The following is a 23,249-nucleotide window of genomic DNA, read 5'->3' on the forward strand; positions in this document are numbered from 1 at the left end:
AGTGCTGCACAACGAGCCCTGGCCACGCAGTTTCTCGGCCGCTCTGCTCACATAGGTTGCTAACCAGCGCACTTGAAGCTTCGTCGACCATGGCTGCACCACGATGAGTGATATGCCCCCAGGCCTGGCCGCACCGTTACTCTGCCACCTTCGAATGCTGTTTTGCGGGCAATAGCGGTGCGGAGCGGATCACAGGAGACTGATGATTGAGGCTCCACCCTTTTTGGCAGATCAAGCTTCATACAGTAAAATGCCCCCACGGGCCGTGGGACATGTTGACGGGAAGCCGTCTCCCCCTGCGGACATTTCAGGAGCAATGCCATGACGATGGCCCATGAGCGCACCCGTAGCGTTGTGCAAACACGGGACTTCCTACAGGAACTGGCCAGGGACACGAGCCTTCCTGAAAGCGTACGGTACCAAGCAAAAAATCTACTACGGCATTACCCGACAGCGGAGACCATCTCGTTGGCTGGGCGAGCGGAAGAGCGATCCAAGCAGGAACTTTCCCTATTGGCCGACAAGCATGGACCTCTACATCCGGTGTTAGTCAGCTGGCTGTTAAATGATCCGATGTTTTCTGATCACGGAACTAGCTGAGCCAGACCAGGTGGGTGCACTGGTACAACACTGGTACAACACTGGTACAACAATGAGCGCCTGCTGAGTTCAATCGGGTATATCCCGCCTGCGGAGGCTGAGGCAAACTTCTACCGGCAACAAGCTGGTGTGGCCATTGCGGCCTGACTTAAACGAAACGGCCTCCACAAAAGCCGGGACGATTCAGCACTCCGCTGGAGGATGCCTTTCATTCCCGCTCCATACTTCGCACGTCAACACTAATAGCCTCTAAAACTCCCTTTAAATCGGCTCCCAGCTCGGGCCGCACGAGCCGTATGTAGGCTGCTATTGCCTCGTTCATTAGTAACCGGGATACGTACCCTTTCACGACCACCAAGCGAATCATCACGCCACTGGCTCTCGTGCAGTTGCTTTACGTTGACCGTGGTGAGCTTGTGAGGGCTAGCGGCGCTCACCTGCCCATATAAACAACGTGATGAAGCTCTCGTTTTTGACAAGAATTATGAATTTTAGTGCATTTAGTAATTAATGGAACTCATCGAAGATTACGAGCTGCGGATAGGCGGCCTGATTCTCTTCGGTGTCCGCCAAGGTAACCGTGACCCCGTCGACCAGGCGCACCCGCCGACCCCGCCAATGCCACCAGGAGGCAGCACCTTCGGCGATGATCCCCCCGGTTTGGCGTGCCAGCGCCGAGATCATTGACTGCGGCAGACGCGAGCGCGCCTTGCAGTACCCACCGGAATCCGTACTGCCCGGCTTGAGCCCACCGATCACCCGCTTGACCATGGCGTCGTTGACCGCCGCTTGGCAGCTGCCGTCAGCCGACAACACCTGGGCGAGAAACATCGACAAGGTTTCCGCCGGCGGAAACAACCGCTCGCGGTGCTCCGGTAGCAACGCCCCAACACGGTCGAACAGCTTTGGGCTGGTCAGCAGATTGAACAGGAAATAGCTGTCCGCGTTGCTTGCATAGTGGCGTACACGCTGTTGTTGCCCCGTTGTTGGGCGGTGGCTAGGATGCATGTGGGCTGGCTCCTCGGGTGGTTGCTGTGGATTTCGCAACCTCCAGCCTACTATCCGGGGCGGCCAGCCCTCTACTTTCCCATAAAAATCAATGGCTTGGGTTTAATTCAGTGCCATTCGGCTATACGACGTTTTCTTAGTCCGCGGTCTCGTCGCTCAGATCGAGGTTCCAGTCGCCAACCGTGATCACGCCAGCAATTAGCATCGGGTCATACTGATTAGGGCCGAGATGGATCTGATAGCCATGCTTCTTTAGCAAGGTCACCGAGCGCGAGTTGATCGCACCATCAATGTGGCAGCAGTACTCGCGCACGTAACGCCAGGCGAGATCAACAGCCTGTTGAGTGTGAGTAGGCAGATCGGCGTATACGTCAGGATGATTAATCGCATCCCCTTCGTTGTCGCCGTAGGGACGCTGTACGTGGCGTAGCGCCTCTAGCGCGTTGACGACGTCTCGAATGGTCAGCGGGTGGTAGTAGTTGAACATGTGATTTTTCCTTCTGAAATTCCGAACCCTGTCAGGGGCTATCGCGATGCGATGGGAAGCAGGCTATGGTGACTCTGCATTTTCTAGGTACCGGAAAGGGCGAGAATCGATGAAGGACGCAACAGGCCTCGGCTGGGCAAGGATTCCAACCTACGCAGAAACCATAGACGCACTAGCAAGTGGATTCGGCCTGATAGAAGCGAACGAGCAAAAATTGACGTTCCAGCGCTCGTGGCATGGAAGACAGTCTCGTTTTGGTCCCAATGCAACCAAACCGTGGCGAAGTGCCAACCAAGGTCGAATCGGCGAGTTGCTAATGCTCTTGTCTGGCGACGATCAAAATATTGCCGACGAGCTTTCTGAGTTCCTGGACACTGCAGAGACTCTCCTGTCATTTATTCGCTCAAGGGCTGTTTTCACCAGAACGTCATACCGAACTGGTTTGGGAGCATTTTTATCAATAATTGCATTCCCCCAACTGGCACTATTTTTATGCCATATCCGTGCGCGCCTTCCAGAATCAACACCTCTATATTACCTCTTCGACCTACTTCCCGATATTCATATGACGGAATATGACTGCGCAAAAAACACCCGCAACGCAGTGAGACAACAGCTTGACAAAATAACCGAGGCAAACACTGCGGACTTCAGGAGTTCGCTAAATAAGATCACAACAAAATCTGACATCAAGTTAAAAACAATAGAAGATAAAATTGGTAAACTGAACCAAAATTTCAGCAGTCGCGATTGCAAAGAAGAACTACCTGATAAAGTCAAAAATGTTCGCGCCGCCTATATAGCCGGGACCGCAATTCAAAGATTCATTGGCCATTTATCCAACGGCACACCAGACATTCACTCTGCCAGCCTCCTTGGAATCCTTAAGTATTACATTAACGAGTTCACCAACCAAGCCCAGAAAAAAACTCAAGACAATTTCCATCAGTCTCACATAATCTTGCATCATGACATGATAGGAAGTTCAAACTGTTTCCCCGAGCCAGATCTCGACACATCGATTATGGAAATCTTTAATTGTTATGAGAGATTTGTAGCCACCAGGACTATTGAAGAGTGCGCACCTCTAGCATATGCACTAGAGATTATCGACAGAGCGGCCTCGGATACCACCCCAGTCAGAGAAGCTATCGCCCTTCTTGAGCAAGACGAAGATTTCGAGATTTTCAAGCCAGTACACCATTATCTAAAGGCACGCCTTCAGATAATTGAGGGCGACAATACGAGTGCGCTGCTGAATCTTAAGGACATACTGAACTGCAGCAAGAAGCAACAGCTAGGTGAAATTGCAGTTATTGCAGCAAGTTATGCCATTACCTTGGAATTGAAGAAACCCGGGAGATGGATAAATAACAGCCTAGATCCATTTATAATTTGTTTAGCTCAAAATAAACAGCAAAACGTATCAATTGAAATCCCCATGCCAACCCCATTTTGGACATTCTCTAAGAACCCGCAGGTGACAGATTCGACCAAGCTTGTTTTTGAAGCCATCTCGCTAATCAACTCAATAACACTGCAAAACGCCACCAGCACCACTGACGAACTTTGCAACCCCTTATCAAAACTTGAAAAGCACCTCTCCAAGCTTCTTAAAATACACAGAAAACTTTGCCAGAGCGTAGCCTTTGACGAAGAATCAATAAAAACAGCCACCTCGACAACCTTTAACAATAGCCTTAAATCAAAATCAATTCTACGGACCCATCACGCAAAACCATACGAAGTTATTAGAGATCTATATTTCTATATCAATGAATTCTTTGGTCAAGCGGAGATAGAAATTCATGAAAAACTGAATCCCGCAATACTTGAATACCTCAATCTTCCACCTCAACTCCAGCTAACCATTCTAAAGACTTTAGACGAGGACGCTTTTCGCTCAGACTCAAACAAGGCAGGCAATAATCAAATCTGATAGATAAGACTTTGGCTCGCCCGATCTACGCGCGAACCCAGGCCAAAGGAATATTCGCGGTTCAAGAAGCCCAGAGCCCAGAGCCCTGGTCACTTACTGAGCAAGTTGAGAAGCTCACGTCGGACGGGAAGCTTCTGATCACCCTGATCAACCTCGTGTAGCAGCCGGACTGGACTGTTTGTAGAGGACACTGTGCTTGTCGTGTCGCTGGTAGGTATTGCGCCGGGCTGAGATATTCAAGATCACCTGGCACCTCGCATGTTCGTTGCGCTTCTAGACCCCGATGTAGGTGGCATCTGTACACACTACGGTTTCCTCGCCATACAGAAGTTTGCCGGCCTGGGTGTCATTGGCCACGCTGGCCGCCGTAAGCGTCCAGAGGCGGGAGAGAGCCCAGGGAGGAAGGGCAGGATGATTTTGACAAGAAATGCCACTATTTCGGTGCAAATGGCAAAACATGGAACTCATCGAAAATTACCAGGCCGACGCCTTCAAGCGCTGGATCGTCCTGCAATCGGCGCGCGAGAACGCCTTCGGTGACCACCTCGATACGGGTGTTCGGCCCGATCTTGCTGTCGAGGCGGATGCGATAGCCGACGGTTTCGCCGACCTTCTCACCCAACTCGCTGGCCAGGCGCTCGGCCGCCGCGCGGGCCGCCAGACGCCGCGGTTCGAGCATCAGAATCTTTTGCCCGTCCAGCCACGCCTCGCCCAGCAGCGCCAGCGGAACGCGGGTGGTCTTGCCCGCGCCGGGCGGTGCTTCGAGCACCGCTTCGTCACGTTCGCACAGCGCTTGGCGCAGGGCTGGCAGGGCTTGGTCGATAGGCAGGGCGATCATGGAGACTCCGCTTTCAGGGCGGCGATTATAACGGCCCGAGGCATGGCTGAGCGGCGCCTACACCTTGTTATCTGGCAAGGCCGAACAGAGCGCCCGGCCTGGCTGTCTGATGTCGAGAAAACATCATGCAGCCCTTGTATAGTTGCGCCACTTTTTCCTGGAGGTCCTTATGCGAACTCGTTCCCGTGTCATCGGCGGCGTGCTGGCCGTCTCCCTGTTCACCCAATTGACTGCCTGCGGCACGCTGTTCTATCCCGATCGCCGCGGCCAGATCGACGGCAAAATCGATCCGGCCATCGCGGTAGCCAATGCCGTGGGCCTGCTGTTCTATGTGATCCCCGGTTTGATCGCCTTCGGCATCGACTTCGCTACTGGCGCCATCTATCTACCCGACGATGAATATTCCATGGCCCCGGAAAAGCTTCAGGAAGCCATCGGTGCCGACGGCGTGATCGATCAGGCCAAGCTCAAGGCGATTATCGAGCAGGAAACCGGCCGCAGCCTGCCGCTGAATGATCCGCGTCTGATCCAGCACGACGGCAGCATCGAGCAACTCGCCGCGTTCGGATTGCGCCCGGCCGCCTGATGCAGAAGACGAGCGAGCGGCGCAAGGGCGTCAGCCCCGAACATGCGCGGCTGATGCGTCGCGCTACGCGGCTCGCACTGGCTGTCGCTCTGACGCTGGCGGTCAGCAAGGCCCTGGCTTGGTGGCTCAGCGGTTCGGTCAGCCTACTGGCCGGTCTCACCGATTCGCTGCTGGACGGTGCGGCTTCGCTGCTCAACCTGCTGGCGGTGCACTACTCGCTGCGCCCCGCCGATGAGGATCATCGCTACGGTCACGGCAAGGCTGAAGCCTTGGCCGGCCTCGGCCAGGGCGCTTTCATCTCGGTCAGTGCAATCCTGGTCTGCGTCCAGGGCGTCGACCGTATGCTGCATCCCCAGCCGCTGGGCGCACCGGCGCTGGGCATTGCGGTCATGCTGCTGTCGCTGGCCCTGACCGTGGCGCTGCTGATGTATCAGCGCCATGTGGTGCGCGAAACCGGCTCCACAGCGATCCGCGCCGACTCGCTGCATTACCGCTCCGACCTGCTGCTTAACACCAGCATTCTCGTCGCGCTAATACTTGCCGGCTACGGCTGGGATCGCCTGGACGCGGTCTTCGGCATCGTTATCGCGGTGTATATCTTCTGGAGCGCGCTGAGCATCGTTCGCGAAGCCGGTGCGGTGCTGATGGATACCGAGTTGCCACCGGAAATCAGCGAGCACATGCACCAGCTGGCCTGCGATGTGCCGGGCGTGGTCGGCTGCCATGATTTACGTACCCGCGTCTCGGGCACCCGCTGGTTCGTGCAGCTGCATCTGGAACTGCCCGGCGAGCTGCCGTTGATCAAGGCTCATGCCCTGTGTGATGAAGTCGAGGCGGCAATTCACAAGCGCTACCCGCGTGCCGAGGTACTGGTACATGCCGACCCGCTTGAAGTGGTGAGACCACATCGGACACCAGCCGGCAATGCATAAAAAAAGACCACGTGGCGAGACGTGGTCTTTTTCAATACTGCTCTGAATGCGCTGCCGCTTGTGGCGGATTCTTCGGCAGCGCCTTGTGAGCGGTGCTGGCCCGGCCGATGACCTCGATAAGGTCGGCGGTTGGCGCGGCGGGATAAATACCGCGCCAATTCTGCCGGGGGCTGAAGTTGAATAAAGCTTACGCCCCGCCTGACGACAGATGTTTGCGAAGATTGCTCATATTCGCCCCGATTGCGCAATCCATGCGCACCTAGGCATAGTTCCTCGCAACCAAACGACGCAAGGTATCCAAAATGAGCAAACTAGATCGCTACGATCTTCGCATCCTGCACGAACTGCAACACGACGCTCGCATCTCCAATCAGGAACTGGCCGAACGCATCGGGTTATCGCCCTCGCCCTGCTCGCGACGGGTCAAACAGCTTGAGGACGACGGCTACATCGCCCGCCAGGTCGCCCTGCTGGATCGCAAGAAACTCGGCCTGACCCTGACCGCCTACGTGCTGATCGGCATGGACCGCCACACGCCGGAACGCTTCGAACATTTCGAAGGGGTGATCGGCAAATGCCCCGAAGTGCTCGAATGCAGTCTGGTCACCGGCATGGACGCGGATTACCAGCTCAAGGTCGTGGTGCCGGACATGGAGCACTATCAAGCCTTCCTGCTCGGCACCCTGACCCGCATCGAGGGCGTCTCCAGCGTGCGGTCGAGCTTCGTTCTGCGTCAGGTCTCGTCCAGCACCGAGTTGCCCCTGGAGCACCTGCGTACCTGAGGCCCATTGCCGCTGCCAGACATCACCAGGCCGCGGTTGGCGTATACTCGCCGCCGCTTTGCTATGCCCCGCGCGTCATAAAACGAGCCTCGCTCACCCATAAACGCTCGCCCGTTGTCATAGCTGTTGTCGTTAAACCAGACTTGCACGCGGAGCGTTCAATGGAACCCGAAGTATTCGAAAAGTGGATGATGATCGTCCTGGTCGGCAGCCTGATGGTGTTCATGGCCTTTATCATCTGGGATCTTGCCAAGAAGTCGAAGGCTGGACGTCTCGGCACCACCATTCTGTTTCTGGGTCTCGGTCTGTGCCTGTTCGCGTTTCTTGCCAAGCCGATCATTGGCTACATCATTGAAGTCTCGCAGGGCATTCCGCACTGATCCAGTGAAGCGGCCGGCGCCTCACAAATGCGCCGGCACATCCCGCCATTCGCCTGGCTGCAGTCCGTCCAGCGTCCAGGGTCCGATCCTGACCCGCACCAACCGTAACGTCGGCAGCCCGACCGCCGCGGTCATCCGCCGTACCTGACGGTTGCGCCCCTCCCGAATCACCAGCTCTAGCCAACTGGTCGGCACGCTCTTGCGGAATCGCACCGGCGGGTTGCGCGGCCACAGCGCCGGTTCGTCGAGCAAGCGGGCTTCGGCCGGCAGCGTCATGCCATCGTTGAGCTCGACACCATCGCGCAGACGCTGCAGCTGCTCGGCCGTGATCTCACCTTCCACCTGCACCCAGTAGGTCTTCGCCAGCTTGTGCTTGGGATCGGCGATGCGCGCTTGCAGTTGCCCATCGTTGGTCAGCAGCAATAGGCCCTCGCTGTCGCGGTCCAGACGACCGGCCGGGTATACGCCCGGCACCGGCAGGAAGTCCTTGAGCGTGGCGCGGCCATCGGCATCGTTGAACTGGGTGAGCACGTCGAAGGGCTTGTTCAACAGCAGCAGACGCGGCTCGGCAGGCGGCGCCTTGGCCACACGCCGGGGCTGCATGCGGCCATTAGCGGGGCGCGGTGGACGGGGATGAGAAATGCGAGGCATGGCGGAGCCTTCGATAGCAGGCCGGCCATGCTAGGACGGGCGTTGCCGGCCAGCAAGAGCCAGAGTTATCGAGCGATTGGATAGGCAGCAAAACCGACCTGTTCACCGCTGGGGCCGATCAGCACCACAAAAGCGCATGGCGTGCGCCATGACGTCGCCAGGCGCACCGTTTTCGGACAACGCCCCGTCCACGCCCCGATAAGTCGCATCTCCAGAATTGGCCGTAAAGCACCGTAACAGAGGGCTTAAAGGGGAATTGGCACGGATGCTGCGATAGCGCTCCCTGTCCCAAAGGACCAACCCACAGTTGCGCATGGACAGCCAAGGAGCCGCCCACAATGAAACGCCGTCCCCTACTGAAGTCCACCCTCGCCGCCAGTGCCCTGATGCTCAGCGGTCTGTTCCCGTTCACCGTGCAGGCTGCCGAAACCATCAAAGTCGGCATCCTGCATTCGCTGTCCGGCACCATGGCCATATCGGAAACATCCCTGAAAGACATGGCGCTGATGACCATCGACGAGATCAACGCCAAGGGTGGCGTGCTCGGCAAGCAGCTCGAGCCGGTGGTGGTCGACCCTGCATCCAACTGGCCGCTGTTCGCGGAAAAGGGCCGTCAGCTGCTGACCCAGGACAAAGTGGCAGTGACCTTCGGTTGCTGGACCTCGGTTTCGCGCAAATCCGTGCTGCCGGTCTATGAGGAACTCGACGGCCTGCTGTTTTACCCCGTCCAGTACGAAGGCGAAGAGCTGTCGCCCAACGTTTATTACACCGGCGCGGCACCGAACCAGCAGGCCATCCCAGCCGTCGAGTACCTGATGAGCGAAGACGGCGGCAGCGCCGAACGCTTCTTCCTGCTCGGCACCGACTACGTCTACCCGCGCACCACCAACAAGATTCTGCGTGCGTTCCTGATCAGCAAGGGCGTTCCGGAATCCAACATCGAAGAGGTTTACACCCCCTTCGGCCACAGCGATTACCAGACTATCGTCGCCAACATCAAGAAGTTCTCCGCGGGCGGCAAGACAGCCGTAGTCTCGACCATCAACGGCGACTCCAACGTGCCCTTCTACAAGGAACTGGCCAACCAGGGCCTGGAAGCCACCGACGTCCCGGTCGTGGCCTTCTCCGTGGGAGAGGAAGAATTGCGCGGCATCGACACCAAGCCCCTTGTCGGTCACCTGGCCGCCTGGAACTACTTCCAGTCGGTGGAAAATCCGGTCAACGAAGCGTTCGTCAGCAAGTGGAAGGCTTATGCGAAGGAAAAAGGCCTGCCGGGCGCTGATAAAGCCGTGACCAACGACCCGATGGAAGCCACCTATGTGGGCATCAATATGTGGGCGCAGGCGGTCGAGAAAGCCGGTACCACGGACGTAGGCAAAGTGCGCGATGCCCTCGCCGGACAGACCTTCGAGGCGCCGAGCGGCTACACCCTGACCATGGACGAGAAGAACCATCACCTGCACAAGCCGGTGATGATCGGCGAAGTCCAGGACGACGGGCAGTTCTCGGTGGTCTGGGAAACCGAAAGCCCGGTCCGCGCGCAGCCGTGGAGCCCCTACATCCCGGGCAACGACAAGAAGCCGGATTACGCGGTGAAGTCGAACTGATCGGCGTGACAGCAACGCCGTACGGCTTTTGTAGTGGGCCGGGCGGCGCTCCGCTTCAGCCCACCAGCAGATGTCGCATAGTCCGTAGGGTGGGCTTCAGCCCACCAGTAATGTCATCGGTGGGCTGAAGCCCACCCTACAACACACCTACGACAGCCGCCAGCTCCGCCAAGAGAGCACGCAGCGCCCTGGGAAATGCAAAGATGAACACTGCCCTGCACCGATTATTGCTGCTGCTCCTGCTGGCCCTGCCCTGGGCCGCCCACGCCGGAGACGCAGCCGACTACGCCAAGGCGAGCCCGGCCAAACAGGCCAAGCTGCTGGAGGACTGGGCCATTGCGCCGGTTCCCGAGCGGTTGCCGCTGATCGAAGCGCTGCGTGCCAGCCGCGTGGTCATCGACAAGAACAAAACCCCCTTTATCGAAGAAAACGACAGCTACCGCGCCCTCGAAGGCGACGCCGAACCCGTCGGCACGCCGAAGAAGCTGCGCCTGAACAACCGTTTGCGCGGCTTGCTCAACACCGCACTCGCCAGCCACAAGCTGTTTTCCGACGATCCCTCGCAACGCCTCAGCGCTGCCAAGCGCCTACAGCGCAGCGGCCAGCCGGAACAGCTACCGCTCCTGCAACAGCGGCTCGAAGCCGAAGACGATCCGGCCGTGCGCGAAGCTCTCACCCTGACCCTGGCCAACCTGCAACTGAGCGCCGCGGACCCCGCCGTACGCCTGGCTGCCGTCCGCCTACTTGGCGAAACCGGCGCGCCGCTGGCGCGGGTCCGCCTGGAAAACCTTCTGGCCGATGAAGCCGAAACCGACCCCGGCGTGCGCAAAGCCGCCGAGACCAGCCTCGCTCAGGTCAAGCGCAAGCTGCTGATCGGCGAGCTGCTCGGCCAGGCCTTCAGCGGTCTGTCGCTGGGTTCGATCCTGCTGCTCGCCGCGCTTGGCTTGGCTATCACCTTTGGCTTGCTGGGCGTGATCAACATGGCCCACGGCGAGATGTTGATGCTCGGCGCCTACGCAACCTATATGGTCCAGGTGCTGATGGCGCGGCTCTTCCCAGAAGCGCTGGCCTTTTATCCGCTGGTGGCACTGCCGGTGGCCTTCTTCGTCACCGCGGCAATCGGCATGGCGCTGGAACGCACCGTGATCCGCCACCTCTATGGCCGCCCGCTGGAAACCCTGCTGGCGACCTGGGGCATCAGCCTGATTCTGATTCAGCTGGTTCGCGTGCTGTTCGGCGCGCAAAACGTGGAAGTCGCCAACCCCGGCTGGCTGTCCGGCGGGTTGCAAGTGCTGCCCAACCTGGTACTGCCCTATAACCGCATGGTGATCATCGGCTTTGCGCTGTTCGTGGTGCTCTTGACCTGGCTGTTGCTGAACAAGACCCGCCTCGGTCTGAACGTGCGCGCCGTGACGCAGAACCGCAACATGGCCGCCTGCTGCGGCGTGCCCACCGGGCGCATCGACATGATGGCCTTCGGGCTGGGCTCCGGCATCGCCGGGCTGGGTGGCGTGGCGCTGTCGCAGATCGGCAACGTTGGCCCTGATCTTGGCCAGGGCTACATCATCGACTCCTTCCTTGTCGTGGTTCTCGGCGGCGTGGGTCAACTCGCCGGCAGCATCTTCGCCGCCTTCGGATTGGGTATCGCCAATAAGATTCTCGAGCCGCAAATCGGCGCCGTGCTGGGCAAGATCCTCATCCTCGCGCTGATCATCCTGTTTATCCAGAAGCGCCCGCAGGGCCTGTTTGCGCTGAAAGGGAGGGTGATCGATTGAAGACAATCAACCACCTCACTCTCCCTCGTAGGAGCGAGCTTGCTCGTGAACCAGACCAACGCCTCTTTTCGCGAGCAAGCTCGCTCCTACAGGAGAGCCGCGCATGAATCAGCCGCTCACCCTCACGGCCGCGCAGAAAGCCGGCCCGAAACTCACCGCCGTCGCCTTGGGCCTTGTGCTCGCCATACTGCTGGTCATGCCGCTGCTGCACCTGCTGCCGGCCGACAACGCCTTCCATGTCTCGGCCTACACCCTGACGCTGGTGGGCAAGATCCTCTGCTACGCCATCGTCGCCCTGGCGCTGGATCTGGTCTGGGGCTACGCCGGGCTGCTGTCGCTCGGCCACGGCCTGTTCTTCGCCCTTGGCGGTTACGCCATGGGCATGTACCTGATGCGCGAAAGCGCTGGCGACGGGCTGCCCGCGTTCATGAGCTTTCTCGCCTGGACCGAGCTGCCCTGGTACTGGTACGGCACCTCCAGCTTCCTTTGGGCGATGTGCCTGGTGGTGCTGGCGCCGGGGCTACTCGCATTCGTGTTCGGCTTTTTCGCCTTCCGCTCGCGGATCAAGGGCGTGTACTTCTCGATCATGACCCAGGCGCTGACCTTCGCCGGGATGCTGTTGTTCTTCCGCAACGAGACTGGATTCGGCGGCAACAACGGCTTCACGGACTTCAAGACCATTCTCGGCTTCTCGATCTCGGCCCCCGCCACCCGCGCCACGCTGTTCTTCGCCACCGTCGCGCTGCTCGCCGGCAGCCTGTTCCTCGGCTGGCGCCTGGCACGCAGCAAGTTCGGCCGCGTGCTGACCGCGCTGCGTGATGCCGAGAACCGCCTGATGTTCTGCGGCTACGATCCGCGCGGCTACAAGCTGTTTATCTGGACGCTATCGGCGGTGCTCTGCGGGCTCGCCGGCGCGCTTTACGTGCCGCAGGTGGGCATCATCAATCCCAGCGAAATGGCGCCGACGCAATCCATCGAGGCCGCAGTCTGGGTCGCCCTGGGCGGACGCGGCACGCTGATCGGCCCGTTGCTGGGCGCTGGTATCGTCAATGGCATGAAGAGCTGGTTCACCGTGGCCTTCCCCGAGTACTGGCTGTTCGCCCTGGGTGCCCTGTTCATCGTCGTCACCCTGTACCTGCCGAAAGGCGTCATCGGTTTGCTGCGCCGGAGGGGCGAACAATGAAAACCGCACCCGTCCCCGAACTGATCGAACCGCTAGACGCTCAAGGCAGCGGCCGCGATGCCATTGGCCTCGGCCGCGTCAAAGGCGCAGGTCTCGATGCCCGCCACGGCACCATCCTCAGCCTGGAAGACATCAACGTCAGCTTCGATGGCTTCAAGGCGCTGACCAATCTCAGCCTTTACATCGGCGTGGGCGAGCTACGCTGCATCATCGGCCCCAACGGCGCCGGCAAGACCACCATGATGGACGTCATCACCGGCAAGACCCGCCCGGACAGCGGCACGGCCTTCTTTGGCGACACACTCGACCTGACGCGCATGAGCGAAGTGGAAATTGCCCAGTCCGGCATCGGTCGCAAGTTTCAGAAACCCACGGTGTTCGAAGCGCTCAGCGTGTTCGAGAACCTGGAGCTGGCGCAGAAAACCGACAAGTCCGTGTGGGCCAGCCTGAAAGCCAAACTCAACGGCCAGCAGAAGGACCGCATCGATGAAGTGCTGGCAACCATCCGCTTGGAGTCCTCACGCAATCGCCCGGCCGGTCTGTTGTCCCACGGCCAGAAACAATTCCTGGAGATCGGCATGTTGTTGATGCAGGACCCGCAACTGCTGCTGCTCGACGAACCCGTCGCCGGCATGACCGACGCCGAAACCGAGTTCACCGCCGAGCTGTTCAAGAGCCTGGCGCGCAAGCATTCGCTGATGGTGGTCGAGCACGACATGGGCTTCGTCGACACCATCGCCGATCACGTCACCGTGCTGCATCAGGGCCAGGTGTTGGCCGAGGGGTCGCTCGAGACTGTGCAGAACGATGAGCGAGTGATCGAGGTGTATCTCGGACGTTAACCCCGCTTCGCGAGCAAGCTCGCTCCTACAAGGCGCCTCTGAATCTGTAGGAGCGAGCTTGCTCGCGAACACGGCCCACCATTCCAAAAGATCGAGTGCCTGAAAATGCTCCAAGTCCAGCAACTGCATCAGTACTACGGCGGCAGCCACATCCTCCGCGGCCTGTCGTTCGATGCCAAAATCGGCGAAGTCACCTGCCTGCTCGGGCGTAACGGCGTCGGCAAGACCACGCTGCTCAAATGCCTGATGGGCCTGATTCCGGCCAAGGAAGGCGCGGTAAATTGGGAAGGCAAGCCGATCACCGGCTTCAAGCCGCACCAGCGCGTGCACGCTGGCATCGCCTATGTGCCCCAGGGGCGTGAGATTTTCGGCCGGCTCACCGTCGAGGAGAATCTGCTGATGGGGCTTTCACGCTTCGGCGCGAAGGAAGCCAAGGAAGTGCCAGACTTCATCTATGAACTGTTCCCGGTGCTCAAGGAGATGAAGCATCGCCGCGGTGGCGACCTGTCGGGCGGTCAGCAGCAACAGCTGGCCATCGGCCGCGCGCTGGCGAGCAAGCCGCGCCTGTTAATCCTCGATGAGCCTACCGAAGGCATCCAGCCTTCGGTCATCAAGGAAATCGGCGCCGTGATCAAGAAGCTCGCTGCCCGTGGCGACATGGCGATCCTGCTGGTGGAACAGTTCTACGACTTCGCCGCCGAGCTGGCCGACCAGTACCTGGTGATGAGCCGCGGCGAAATCATCCAGCAAGGTCGTGGCGAGGCCATGGAAGCCGATGGGGTGCGCGGGCTGGTGGCGATCTGACGAGACGGGAGCCTATCCGCCATGCCGCTTTATGTAGGAGCCAGGGGACGCCCAGTCCTTGCTGGCGAAGCTTTTCAACGCGGTTCGCGAGCAAGCTCGCTCCCACGGTGCGGCTGCCGAACCCTCAGTCACCGATCTCCTTGTTAACGATCTTGCCGTCCTCCACCACCGCCATGGTGGTCGGGGTAATGAAGCCACCGTTTTCGGTCATGCCCTGCACCGAGTAGAGATTGAACTTCGGGTCCATGGTCTTAAGCGCCTCTCCCATCTTTGCTCGCACCAGCTGCGGCTCGATGCTACCGGCCAGTTCCATGGCCTTGGCCAGCGCATGGAAGGCTAGGTAGTTGTAAGCAGCCTCGGAGCCCGGCACTTTGCCGTGCGCCTTCTGATACCGATCAACGAAGACCTTGGCGACCTCGCTGTCGTACTCCGAAAGCGGCACGACGCCGACGGAGCCTTCGAGCATTTCCAGGCCGCCCGTGACCACGGCGATCTCGTCGAGCTTGGCCTGATCCATGACGATAAAGCCGCCTTGAAAGCCCATCTGACGCGCCTGCTGCATCACCAGCCCGGTGGGTTCCGAAGCACCGCCGACGAACATCACGTCCGGGTTCGAGGCGATCACGCGGCTCACGCCGGTATAGAAATCGGTCGACTTGTTGTAATCCATGGGATTGCTTTCGACGATTTCCCCGCCCTTCTGCTCCCAGGCCTTGGTCATCATATCGGTCCAGATCTTGGCGTACTCGTGGGTTGCGCCAGCGATGCCGAGTTTCTTGCCGTAGTGCTTGAGCGCGTAATCGGAGAAGGCGTCCACATAGCCGGTGAATTCCGGCGGGATACGCACGGTCAGCGGATTACCCTGCTGGGTGACCGAGGGCACGCTGGTGTAGGCCATGATCAGGAAGTCGTCGGCGACGTTGAAATCCTGCAGGGCGAATACACCGCCGGTATGCGGAACGAAGACGGCCGCGGCGTTCGATTCCTTCACAAGGCGCTTGGCGTTGGTGGCCGCCTGGCTCGGTGAATACTTGTCGTCCAGGCTGATGAGATTGACCTTGTAGGTCTCATCTCCAATCTTGATGCCACCCGCCTCGTTGGTGTCGTCCACCGCCATGCGCAGGCCCGACAGGGTGTTCTCGCCATACAACGCAGCACCGCCGCTGAGCGGGCCGGTAAAGCCGATGTTGAGCGTCTGCTCGGCATACACGCCGCTGGCCTGGGCCGCGGTCAGGGTGGCAATCGCCAATCCAAGCGCTTTGAGCGTTTTCATTGTTGTCTCCTTGGTCATGACTGATCAGGCGCCGATATAGGCTTTGCGCACGGCTTCGTTACCCAGCATGGCCTGCTGGTCGCCTTCCATCACCAGGCTACCGCCCTCGATGACGTAGGCGCGGTGGGCGATCTTCAATGCCGCGAAGGCATTCTGCTCGGCCAGCAACACGCTGGTTCCGGATTTATTGATGCGCGAGATCACCTCGAACATCTGGTTGACCACCAGCGGCGCCAGCCCGAGCGATGGCTCGTCGAGCATCAGCAGGCGCGGTCGGCTCATCAGTGCCCTACCGATCGCCACCATCTGCTGCTGACCACCGCTCAGTGAGCCGGCCGGCTGGTGGCGCTTGTCGTGAAGAATGGGAAACAGGTCGAGCACTTCCTGCAGATTGCGCTTGTTTCCCTCACCGTCACGCCGATGCAGGTAGGCGCCAAGCGCGAGGTTTTGCGAGACCGACATTTGCGGGAACAGCTTGCGCCCCTCCGGACAATGCACCACGCCAGCAGCGACCAGCCCCGAAGGTTTGAGCCCGTCGATGCGCTTGCCCTCCAGCGTGATGGTGCCGGTGGTTGGTTTAAGCAGCCCGCTGATGGTGTTGAACAAGGTGGTTTTGCCCGCGCCATTGGCGCCGAGCAATACCACCAGCTCGCCAGCACCAACCGTCATGGAGACCTGGGTGAGCGCCTTGAAACTGCCATAGCAGACATCGACCCGATCAAGCTGCAGCATCGTAGTCACTCCCCAGGTAGGCCTCGATGACAGCCGGGTTCGCCTTGATCTCGGCGGGTGTGCCTTCCGCGATTTTCTCACCGTAGTTGAGCACCATGATCTTGTCCGCCAGCCCCATGATCATGTCCATCTTGTGTTCGATCAGGCACACCGTCAGCCCGTGCTCGGGCATCTTGCGGATCAGTTGTGCCAAGCCTTCGGTTTCCTCCGGGTTGACGCCCGCGGCCGGCTCGTCGAGCAGCACCAGCTTCGGTTCGGTGGCCAGCGCCAGGGCAAAGGCGACGCGCTTGCGTTCTTCCTGTGAAATATCCAGCACCACGCGATTTTCCAGGTGCGCCAGCCCGACGAAGTCCAGCGCGGCGCGGGCCTTTTCGCGGCACTCGCGCTCTTCGCGTTGCAGTCGTTTGGAGTTGATCAGCACGTCCCACAGCCCCGAATGGGTGCGCAAGCGATGGCCGACGATAAGGTTGTCCAGCACCGTCGCCTGCTCGAACAGATGCGTGGTCTGGAAGGTGCGGCCGACGCCGAGCCGGGCCACGCGGTCACAGCGCATCCGCGAGACGTCCTGACCGTCGATCAGGATACGACCGGAGCTGGGCTTGTGAACGCCGGAGATCAGGTTGAAAAAGGTGCTCTTGCCAGCGCCGTTGGGACCGATGATGGCGTTGATCTTGCGCGCCTCGAACTCGACGCTGACGTCGTGCACCGCCGCCAGCCCGCCGAACATCTTGGTCAGGTTTTCGACCTTAAGCATTGTTGTTCACCTCGCTGCCTGGACTGACTTTGGTACCGGCGCGCGGGTCCTTGGCTCGCGCCGCTGCGGTGTCCTTGCGCAGCTTCCAGCCGAGGAAGGTGCCAACAACGCCGCGCGGCATGAAGATCACCAGCACCACGATCAGCGGGCCGAAGATGATCATCCGGTAGTCCTCGAGGAACTGCAGCGACTGGGTGATCCAGACGACGCCCACAGTGCCGGCCAGCGGCCCGAACAGCGTGCCGAAGCCGCCCACCAGCAGGTAGGTGATCATGTCGAAGGTGTGGTTCGGGTTGGCCTCCTCCGGACCGATAAAGCGAATCATCGAGGCATAAAGCGCCCCGGCGATACCGGCATAGGTAGTCGACAGGACGAAGGCCAGCAGCTTGTTGCGCATCAGGTCGATGCCCAGCGATTGGGCCAGCGCATCGCCATTGCGGATCGCCATGAAGGTACGCCCCAACAGCGAGGAGGCCAGACGCCCGGCGAACCAGATCGCCAACACCAGAAACAGCAACGCCAGGTAGTAGAACGGCACCGTCTGGCTGAAATCCACCAGCCCGAACCCGTCCGGTGCCGCGATGCTGCGAATACCGATGGCGCCGTGGGTCAGCTCCTCCCACTTGTCGATCAACAGGTAAATGATGAAGCCGACGCAGAGCGTGAAGATGGCAAAGAAGTGTTCCTTCAGCCTCAGCGAGACGATACCGACCAGCGCGCCGACTGCCGCTGAAACCAGCGCAGCCGCCACAAACGCCGGCCAGAAATTCCAGCCATGATCGGCGGTGAGAATCGCCAGCGTGTAGGCACCGATGGCGAAGAAGCCACCGTGGGCCAGGTTCAGCTGGCCGCAGTAGCCGGTAATGATGTTCAGGCCGTAGACCGCGATGGCCCAGATGAAGGCACTGGCCATCACGTAAACCTGATATTCGCTCTTGGCGAACAGCGGGAATGCCAGGGCGAACGCCAGCAGCGCCAGCTTGCAGCCGCGACCGGTCAGTAAGGATGCGAAGCGATGCATCAGTGAGCTCCCTTGGCGAACAGTCCGGTTGGGCGCAGCGACAGGATCACCACCAGCAGCGAGAAGGCGATGATGTCCTTATAGTCCGACGACAGGTAGAAGCCACCGAAGCTTTCGGCGAAGCCAAGAATCATCGCGCCGAGGATGGCACCGGGGATGCTGCCCATGCCGCCGAGCACGATGATGACGAAGGCTTTCATGATCACCAGGTGCCCCATCGCCGGGTACACCAGGTTGATCGGTGCATAGAGCGTCGCGGCAAAGGCGGCGAGCATGCCGGAAATGGCGAAGGTCAGCATGGCTACGCGGTTGGCATCGATGCCGACGAGGAACGCGCCCTCGCGGCTCTGCGCCATGGCGATGATGGTCGAGCCGAGCATCGTCTTGCGCAGGAACAGGTGCAGCGCCAGCATCAGGGTAAAGGCGCCGACGATGATCAACAGGCGCTGCTCGGGGATGATCAAGCCGTCGAAGTTGAGGATGCCGCCGTAGGGCGAGGCCATGCGGCGGAAGTCCGAACCCCAGAGCATCTGCACCACCGCTTCGAGAAACAGCAGGATGCCGATCGCAGCAATCTTGTCGTGGATCGGCGGCGCATTGCGTAGCGGGTGAAACACCAACCGCTCGGACAGCACCGCCAGTACGGCCACTACTACGCCGGACGCCAGCATGGCGATCCAATAATGCAGCCCGATATCGGTCATGAAGAAGTACGACGCGAACGCCCCAACCATATACAGCGCGCCATGGGCGAAGTTGGGAATGTGCAGGATGCCGTAGACCAGTGTCAGGCCGAGGGCGACAAGGCCGTAGATGCTGCCCAGGGTCAGACCGTTGAGCACTTGCTGAAACAATAGATTCAAAGCAGCGTCTCCGTGGATCTTGTTGTTATGGGTGCCACCATCGAGCGATTGCCGGCCGGCCCGGAGCAACGAGCACGACCGAATGTCCGGCCGGTACCTGTAACCGCTCAAGGCCGAGCGGGCTGTTCGCCTGATTGACATTGGCATCCACTGACAGGCCCGTCAAACGAGCAGATACGAGCTCATAAAAATGAGTGATGCTGGCGCCTTGCCACAAGCGTGACGACTCGCTTCGCCTGCCCGCCCAAGACCGACCGCCCAACCCAGCCGGTGGTCGCCCCGTCCCACGCCGTTTTCTTCAGCTTCTACGCTGAATCGCAGGCAGACAACCAAGCCAGACCTCGCGTGCATTCGGCTGTTTCGGTGCAGTGACGCCCGTAGCATCCCTTTGGCAAGACAGAGGAAAAACTCCGATGAAAACAACAAAAAGCGGAAATATCCGGCGCATGCGCCGTGGTGTTCGGTGTGGGCTGGTATCCCTTTCACTGCTCATGCTGGCCGGCGAGGTAGGGGCCGCATCCCGCCTGACCCTGGAAAGCCTGTCCAACCGACCCGACAAACTGAGCGGTGGCGATGTGCTGATCCGCATCGGCCTGCCGACACCAGCCGCCGCCAAACGCCTGCGCGTCACGCTTAACGATACCGACGTGAGCGCGGCGTTCCGGCCGAGTTCGGACGGGCGTGCGCTGATCGGTCTCGTCGAGGGCTTGCGGGACGGACGCAACCGGCTCGTCGCGCATGCCAGAGGAACAATCCCGGCCAGATTGGAACTGGTATCGCATCCGCTTTCAGGCCCCGTCTTCGCCGGGCCGAAGCAGGAGCCCTTCGTCTGCGAAACCGCTGAGTTTCAGGTCTACCCCGGCGGCGGTACGCTCGGCGCACCGCTGGATGAAAACTGCACGGTTCAGCGCCGCGTCGATTACCTGTACCGCACGACCTCCGGCGCGTTCCGTCCGTACAATCCGGCAGTGCCACCTGGCGACCTCGCCGTGACCACTACTCTCAACGGCGCCACCGTGCCCTACGTGGTGCGACTGGAAACCGGCACGATCAACCGCGCCATCTACCAGACCGCCGTGCTGGACAACCCGGGCGTGCCTGGGCCGTCGATATTCAAGCGCGACGGTGCCTGGAACGGCCGGCTGGTCTACAACTTCGGAGGCGGCTGTCGCTCCGGCTGGTACCGCCAGGGCAACGGCACCGGCGGCGTGCTGGATCATCGCGAGCTATCGCGCGGCTTCGCTACTGCGTCGGCCTCGCTCAACGTGTTCGGCAACAACTGCGACGACCTGCTGGCCGCAGAGACCATGATGATGGTCAAAGAGCGCTTCATCGAAACCTACGGCCGGCCGCGCTACACCATCGGCTGGGGCTGCTCGGGCGGTTCGTACCAGCAGCATCAGATCGGCGACAACTATCCAGGACTGCTCGACGGCATCATCCCGTCCTGCAGCTTCCCGGAAGTCGCCTTCGGCACCGCCCATACGCTCGCCGACTCGCGTCTGCTCTGGCACTACTACCAGAACGCCGGCGTGGACTGGACCGAGGAACAATTACGAGCAGCCTCAGGCTTCGGCGTATTCGCCACCATTCCCAACCTGGACAACGGCGCCGCGCGCCTGGACCCGGTGCCTGGCCGTCCCGATCGAGCTTCAGCCGAGTTCGACGCCTCGGTCGATCCTTCGCTGCGCTACCACCCAACCGACAACCCACGCGGCGCCCGGGCAACCATCTACGACCACGCGGTGAACAGTTACGGCATCGACCGCGAGACCGGCTTCGCCCGCCGGCCGCTGGACAACGTCGGCATCCAGTACGGGCTCGAGGCGCTGAATACCGGGCAGATCAGCAAGGCGCAATTCCTCGACCTGAACGAGAAAATTGGCGGCATGGACATCGACGCCAACTTCATATCGCAGCGCATGACCGCAGATCTGCGCGCCACGTTCGCGGCCTACCGGACCGGGCGCATGCTTAATGGCGGCGGCGGGCTGGCTTCGATGCCAATCCTGGATTACGACCAGCTCTACACCGACCTGCAGCCCGGCGGTGACATCCACCTCAAGTTCCACCATTTCTCCACCCGCGAACGGTTGCGCAAGGCGAACGGTCACGTCTACAACCATGTGATGTGGAGCGGTGGCAGCAACGCAGCGGATGACGCGGCATACCCTGGCCGCGTCGCCTATATCCAGGACCGTGCGCTGGAGGCGATGGATCGCTGGCTGGCCGCTATTGTCGCGGATCGGAGCAACAGGTCTCGCGCTGAAAAGGTGGTGCGCAACAAGCCTGCCAACTTGCAGGACGGCTGCTGGACCCGCGAGTCCAGGCCCGACTTCATTCCAGAGCCGCAGCGCTTCGGCGGGCCCGGCACCTCCGCCTGCAACGACCTTTACCCGGCTTTCCCCTCGCCGCGCATGGTCGCTGGCGGCCCGCTGGCCTCGGACATCATCAAATGCGAGCTCAAGGCCATCGACCACCGGGACTACAGCGTGGCGTTCAGCGGGAATGAATATGCACGGCTGACCGGCATTTTCCCGAACGGCGTATGCAACTGGGACGCTCCTGGCGTGGGTCAAACCCGCCTGCTCGGCACCTGGCTGGAATACACCGGCGTCGGTCGCTACCACCGGGACAGGCGGCCCCACCGCCGTTGAGCCGGCTCGGCGGCTTTGGTCGCACGGATGTCCTGCGTAAGTGCAGGTTCGGCGTCGTTGGATGATTCCCACGCTCCGCGTCCCAACGGCGCGGAGCGTGGTTGCGCTGATGCATTCCCGAGCGCACCAACATAAGCCATTTGCTCGCTTATTCCGCGCAGCCGCACCGCAACGGTGCAGCGATCAAACACGCCGAGAACCTCTCTTGGCCGCCTGGACCCGACAAGAAGCCGAGGAATGCCCGCAGCGCACCGCAATAGCGCAAGAGGCACGACAATTGCTCAAGCAGGTCTATCAACCACAGACCCGCGCAAGCAGATGACCGCACTGACTCCCGTCTTCACCCCTCACTGGCAGGCCGAGCTCGAACTCGGCTATGCCCGCCTGGGCGATGCGACGCGGCCCGTGCTTCGTCGTCACAAAGGCCCACTGCGGGTACAGAAGCACCTGTATGCGGAAGGCCCGGAGGTTTGCCAGCACATCATCGTCCACCCACCCGGCGGCATTGCTGGCGGCGACCGGCTGGATATCAGAGCCAACGTGGGTGCCAACGCTTGGGCTCAACTGACCAGCCCCGGTGCAGCCAAGTGGTATCGCGCAACCGGTCCGGCCTTTCAAACCCTGACATTGCACGTCGAAGCCGGTGCCACCCTCGAATGGCTGCCGCAGGAAAGCATCGTCTACGCCGCGGCACAGGCCGAATTGAACACGCTTATCGAACTGGAAGGCGATGCGCGGCTGTTCTACTGGGACATGGTGGCGCTGGGTCGACCGGCCAGCGACGAGCGCTTCGATGCCGGTCATTTCCAGGCGCAGCTGGATATCCGCCGAGACGGTGAGTTGCTCTGGCACGAACGCCAGCGTGTGAACGGTGGTGATGGATTACTCGACTCGCCGATTGGCCTCGACGGCAACCCGGTGTTCGCCACGCTTATTCTCACCGGCGAGATCGATGCCGAGCTGATGGAACGTTGCCGCGAAATCCCAAGCAAAGTGCGCGGTGATCTGACGCAACTGCCCGGCCTTGTCATCGGCCGCTGCCTGGCCAGCGAAGCCTTGCATGCACGGGCGTGGCTGATCGATCTGTGGCGCCTGCTGCGTCCGGCGTTGTTGGGGCGCGAGGCGCTGCCACCGCGAATCTGGAGTACGTAGGGTGGAAAAACGCAACGCGTTTTCCACCACAAGCCGGTGGATGTGAAAAGCGACATCCACCCTACGAATGGAGCCGTTATGGATTTGTCACCGAGAGAAAAGGACAAAATGCTGATCTTCACCGCCGGACTGGTCGCCGAGCGGCGCCTGGCGCGCGGACTGAAGCTCAACTACCCGGAGGCCATGGCCTACATTTCCGCCGCATTGCTCGAAGGTGCCCGCGACGGGCAAACAGTGGCCGAGCTAATGCATTTCGGCACCACCCTGCTCAGTCGCGAGCAGGTCATGGAAGGGGTGCCGGAGATGATTCCGGAAATTCAGGTCGAGGCGACCTTCCCCGACGGCACCAAGCTGGTCACGGTGCATCAACCAATCGCCTGAGA

At 60.4% G+C, this 23,249-nt stretch carries 23 protein-coding genes; 14 read left to right on the plus strand and 9 right to left on the minus strand.

What is annotated here, in order from left to right; genetic code table 11:
* Positions 1-327: 327 nt before the first annotated feature.
* The gene (locus NAV33_RS21460) at positions 328-600 is read left to right on the plus strand and encodes a BPSL0761 family protein (protein ID WP_336512863.1); all 273 of its coding nucleotides are present in this window, start codon (positions 328-330) and stop codon (positions 598-600) included.
* Positions 601-1,107: 507 nt separating this feature from the next.
* Here the strand turns inward: NAV33_RS21460 and NAV33_RS04685 are convergent.
* A complete protein-coding gene (locus tag NAV33_RS04685) occupies positions 1,108-1,608 on the minus strand; it encodes a hypothetical protein (protein ID WP_003298435.1) in 501 nt (166 codons plus the stop codon).
* Positions 1,609-1,744: 136 nt separating this feature from the next.
* Positions 1,745-2,095, minus strand: a complete 351-nt coding sequence (locus NAV33_RS04690) for a hypothetical protein (RefSeq protein WP_003298438.1) — start codon at positions 2,093-2,095, stop codon at positions 1,745-1,747.
* Between the two features lie 46 nt (positions 2,096-2,141).
* On the opposite strand from NAV33_RS04690, the gene NAV33_RS04695 reads away from it, so the two are divergent.
* A complete protein-coding gene (locus NAV33_RS04695) occupies positions 2,142-4,034 on the plus strand; it encodes a hypothetical protein (protein WP_255977399.1) in 1,893 nt (630 codons plus the stop codon).
* Between the two features lie 433 nt (positions 4,035-4,467).
* On the opposite strand, the gene NAV33_RS04705 is transcribed toward NAV33_RS04695, so the two are convergent.
* Positions 4,468-4,872: a DEAD/DEAH box helicase gene (locus tag NAV33_RS04705; protein ID WP_272887220.1), complete on the minus strand. Its 405-nt coding sequence runs from the start codon at positions 4,870-4,872 to the stop codon at positions 4,468-4,470.
* A 169-nt stretch (positions 4,873-5,041) separates the two neighbouring features.
* On the opposite strand from NAV33_RS04705, the gene NAV33_RS04710 reads away from it, so the two are divergent.
* The 4 genes from NAV33_RS04710 (at position 5,042) to NAV33_RS04725 (ending at position 7,552) form a co-directional block, all read left to right on the plus strand.
* The gene (locus tag NAV33_RS04710) at positions 5,042-5,458 is read left to right on the plus strand and encodes a polyribonucleotide nucleotidyltransferase (protein WP_255977402.1); all 417 of its coding nucleotides are present in this window, start codon (positions 5,042-5,044) and stop codon (positions 5,456-5,458) included.
* Positions 5,458-6,390 carry a cation diffusion facilitator family transporter gene (locus NAV33_RS04715; RefSeq protein ID WP_255977405.1) on the plus strand — a complete coding sequence of 311 codons (933 nt, stop codon included), beginning with the start codon at positions 5,458-5,460 and terminating at the stop codon, positions 6,388-6,390. Before NAV33_RS04710 ends, NAV33_RS04715 begins: the two co-directional genes overlap by 1 nt.
* Positions 6,391-6,692: 302 nt before the next feature.
* Positions 6,693-7,172, plus strand: coding sequence for an Lrp/AsnC family transcriptional regulator (locus NAV33_RS04720; RefSeq protein WP_255977407.1), 480 nt, complete (start codon positions 6,693-6,695; stop codon positions 7,170-7,172).
* Positions 7,173-7,333: 161 nt separating this feature from the next.
* The gene (locus NAV33_RS04725) at positions 7,334-7,552 is read left to right on the plus strand and encodes a DUF2788 domain-containing protein (protein ID WP_255977409.1); all 219 of its coding nucleotides are present in this window, start codon (positions 7,334-7,336) and stop codon (positions 7,550-7,552) included.
* 21 nt (positions 7,553-7,573) lie between these two features.
* Here NAV33_RS04725 and NAV33_RS04730 read toward each other — a convergent pair whose 3' ends face one another.
* On the minus strand, positions 7,574-8,203 hold the full coding sequence (locus NAV33_RS04730) for a pseudouridine synthase (RefSeq protein WP_272887221.1): 630 nt from the start codon (positions 8,201-8,203) through the stop codon (positions 7,574-7,576).
* A 338-nt stretch (positions 8,204-8,541) separates the two neighbouring features.
* Between NAV33_RS04730 and urtA the strand changes: the two genes are divergently transcribed.
* The 5 genes from urtA (at position 8,542) to urtE (ending at position 14,414) form a co-directional block, all read left to right on the plus strand.
* Positions 8,542-9,810 carry an urea ABC transporter substrate-binding protein gene (gene urtA / locus NAV33_RS04735; RefSeq protein ID WP_255977411.1) on the plus strand — a complete coding sequence of 423 codons (1,269 nt, stop codon included), beginning with the start codon at positions 8,542-8,544 and terminating at the stop codon, positions 9,808-9,810.
* A 203-nt stretch (positions 9,811-10,013) separates the two neighbouring features.
* On the plus strand, positions 10,014-11,585 hold the full coding sequence (gene urtB, locus NAV33_RS04740) for an urea ABC transporter permease subunit UrtB (protein WP_255977413.1): 1,572 nt from the start codon (positions 10,014-10,016) through the stop codon (positions 11,583-11,585).
* A 103-nt stretch (positions 11,586-11,688) separates the two neighbouring features.
* The gene (urtC, locus tag NAV33_RS04745) at positions 11,689-12,768 is read left to right on the plus strand and encodes an urea ABC transporter permease subunit UrtC (protein WP_255977415.1); all 1,080 of its coding nucleotides are present in this window, start codon (positions 11,689-11,691) and stop codon (positions 12,766-12,768) included.
* Positions 12,765-13,610, plus strand: a complete 846-nt coding sequence (gene urtD, locus NAV33_RS04750; RefSeq protein WP_255977417.1) for an urea ABC transporter ATP-binding protein UrtD — start codon at positions 12,765-12,767, stop codon at positions 13,608-13,610. The genes urtC and urtD overlap by 4 nt, the downstream gene beginning before the upstream one ends.
* Before the next feature lie 105 nt (positions 13,611-13,715).
* Positions 13,716-14,414, plus strand: a complete 699-nt coding sequence (urtE, locus tag NAV33_RS04755) for an urea ABC transporter ATP-binding subunit UrtE (RefSeq protein ID WP_255977419.1) — start codon at positions 13,716-13,718, stop codon at positions 14,412-14,414.
* Between the two features lie 124 nt (positions 14,415-14,538).
* Here urtE and NAV33_RS04760 read toward each other — a convergent pair whose 3' ends face one another.
* From NAV33_RS04760 to NAV33_RS04780, 5 genes are read right to left on the minus strand one after another with little or no spacing between them, the layout of a single operon-like run.
* Positions 14,539-15,687, minus strand: a complete 1,149-nt coding sequence (locus tag NAV33_RS04760) for an ABC transporter substrate-binding protein (protein WP_255977421.1) — start codon at positions 15,685-15,687, stop codon at positions 14,539-14,541.
* Between the two features lie 24 nt (positions 15,688-15,711).
* Positions 15,712-16,419, minus strand: a complete 708-nt coding sequence (locus tag NAV33_RS04765; protein ID WP_255977423.1) for an ABC transporter ATP-binding protein — start codon at positions 16,417-16,419, stop codon at positions 15,712-15,714.
* Positions 16,406-17,173: an ABC transporter ATP-binding protein gene (locus NAV33_RS04770; protein ID WP_255977426.1), complete on the minus strand. Its 768-nt coding sequence runs from the start codon at positions 17,171-17,173 to the stop codon at positions 16,406-16,408. The genes NAV33_RS04765 and NAV33_RS04770 overlap by 14 nt, the downstream gene beginning before the upstream one ends.
* Positions 17,166-18,194: a branched-chain amino acid ABC transporter permease gene (locus NAV33_RS04775; RefSeq protein WP_255977428.1), complete on the minus strand. Its 1,029-nt coding sequence runs from the start codon at positions 18,192-18,194 to the stop codon at positions 17,166-17,168. Before NAV33_RS04775 ends, NAV33_RS04770 begins: the two co-directional genes overlap by 8 nt.
* The gene (locus NAV33_RS04780; RefSeq protein ID WP_168424288.1) at positions 18,194-19,057 is read right to left on the minus strand and encodes a branched-chain amino acid ABC transporter permease; all 864 of its coding nucleotides are present in this window, start codon (positions 19,055-19,057) and stop codon (positions 18,194-18,196) included. Before NAV33_RS04780 ends, NAV33_RS04775 begins: the two co-directional genes overlap by 1 nt.
* 413 nt (positions 19,058-19,470) lie before the next feature.
* Between NAV33_RS04780 and NAV33_RS04785 the strand changes: the two genes are divergently transcribed.
* The 3 genes from NAV33_RS04785 (at position 19,471) to ureA (ending at position 23,247) form a co-directional block, all read left to right on the plus strand.
* Positions 19,471-21,714, plus strand: coding sequence for a DUF6351 family protein (locus NAV33_RS04785; RefSeq protein ID WP_255977432.1), 2,244 nt, complete (start codon positions 19,471-19,473; stop codon positions 21,712-21,714).
* Positions 21,715-22,032: 318 nt separating this feature from the next.
* Entirely contained in the window at positions 22,033-22,866 is an 834-nt protein-coding gene (locus NAV33_RS04790; protein ID WP_255977434.1) for an urease accessory protein UreD, read from the plus strand.
* A 78-nt stretch (positions 22,867-22,944) separates the two neighbouring features.
* Complete coding sequence (ureA, locus tag NAV33_RS04795) at positions 22,945-23,247, plus strand: urease subunit gamma (RefSeq protein WP_255977436.1); 303 nt, start codon at positions 22,945-22,947, stop codon at positions 23,245-23,247.
* Positions 23,248-23,249: the final 2 nt, after the last annotated feature.

The sequence above is a fragment of the Stutzerimonas stutzeri genome (assembly GCF_024448715.1).
Lineage (GTDB): Bacteria > Pseudomonadota > Gammaproteobacteria > Pseudomonadales > Pseudomonadaceae > Stutzerimonas > Stutzerimonas stutzeri_AR.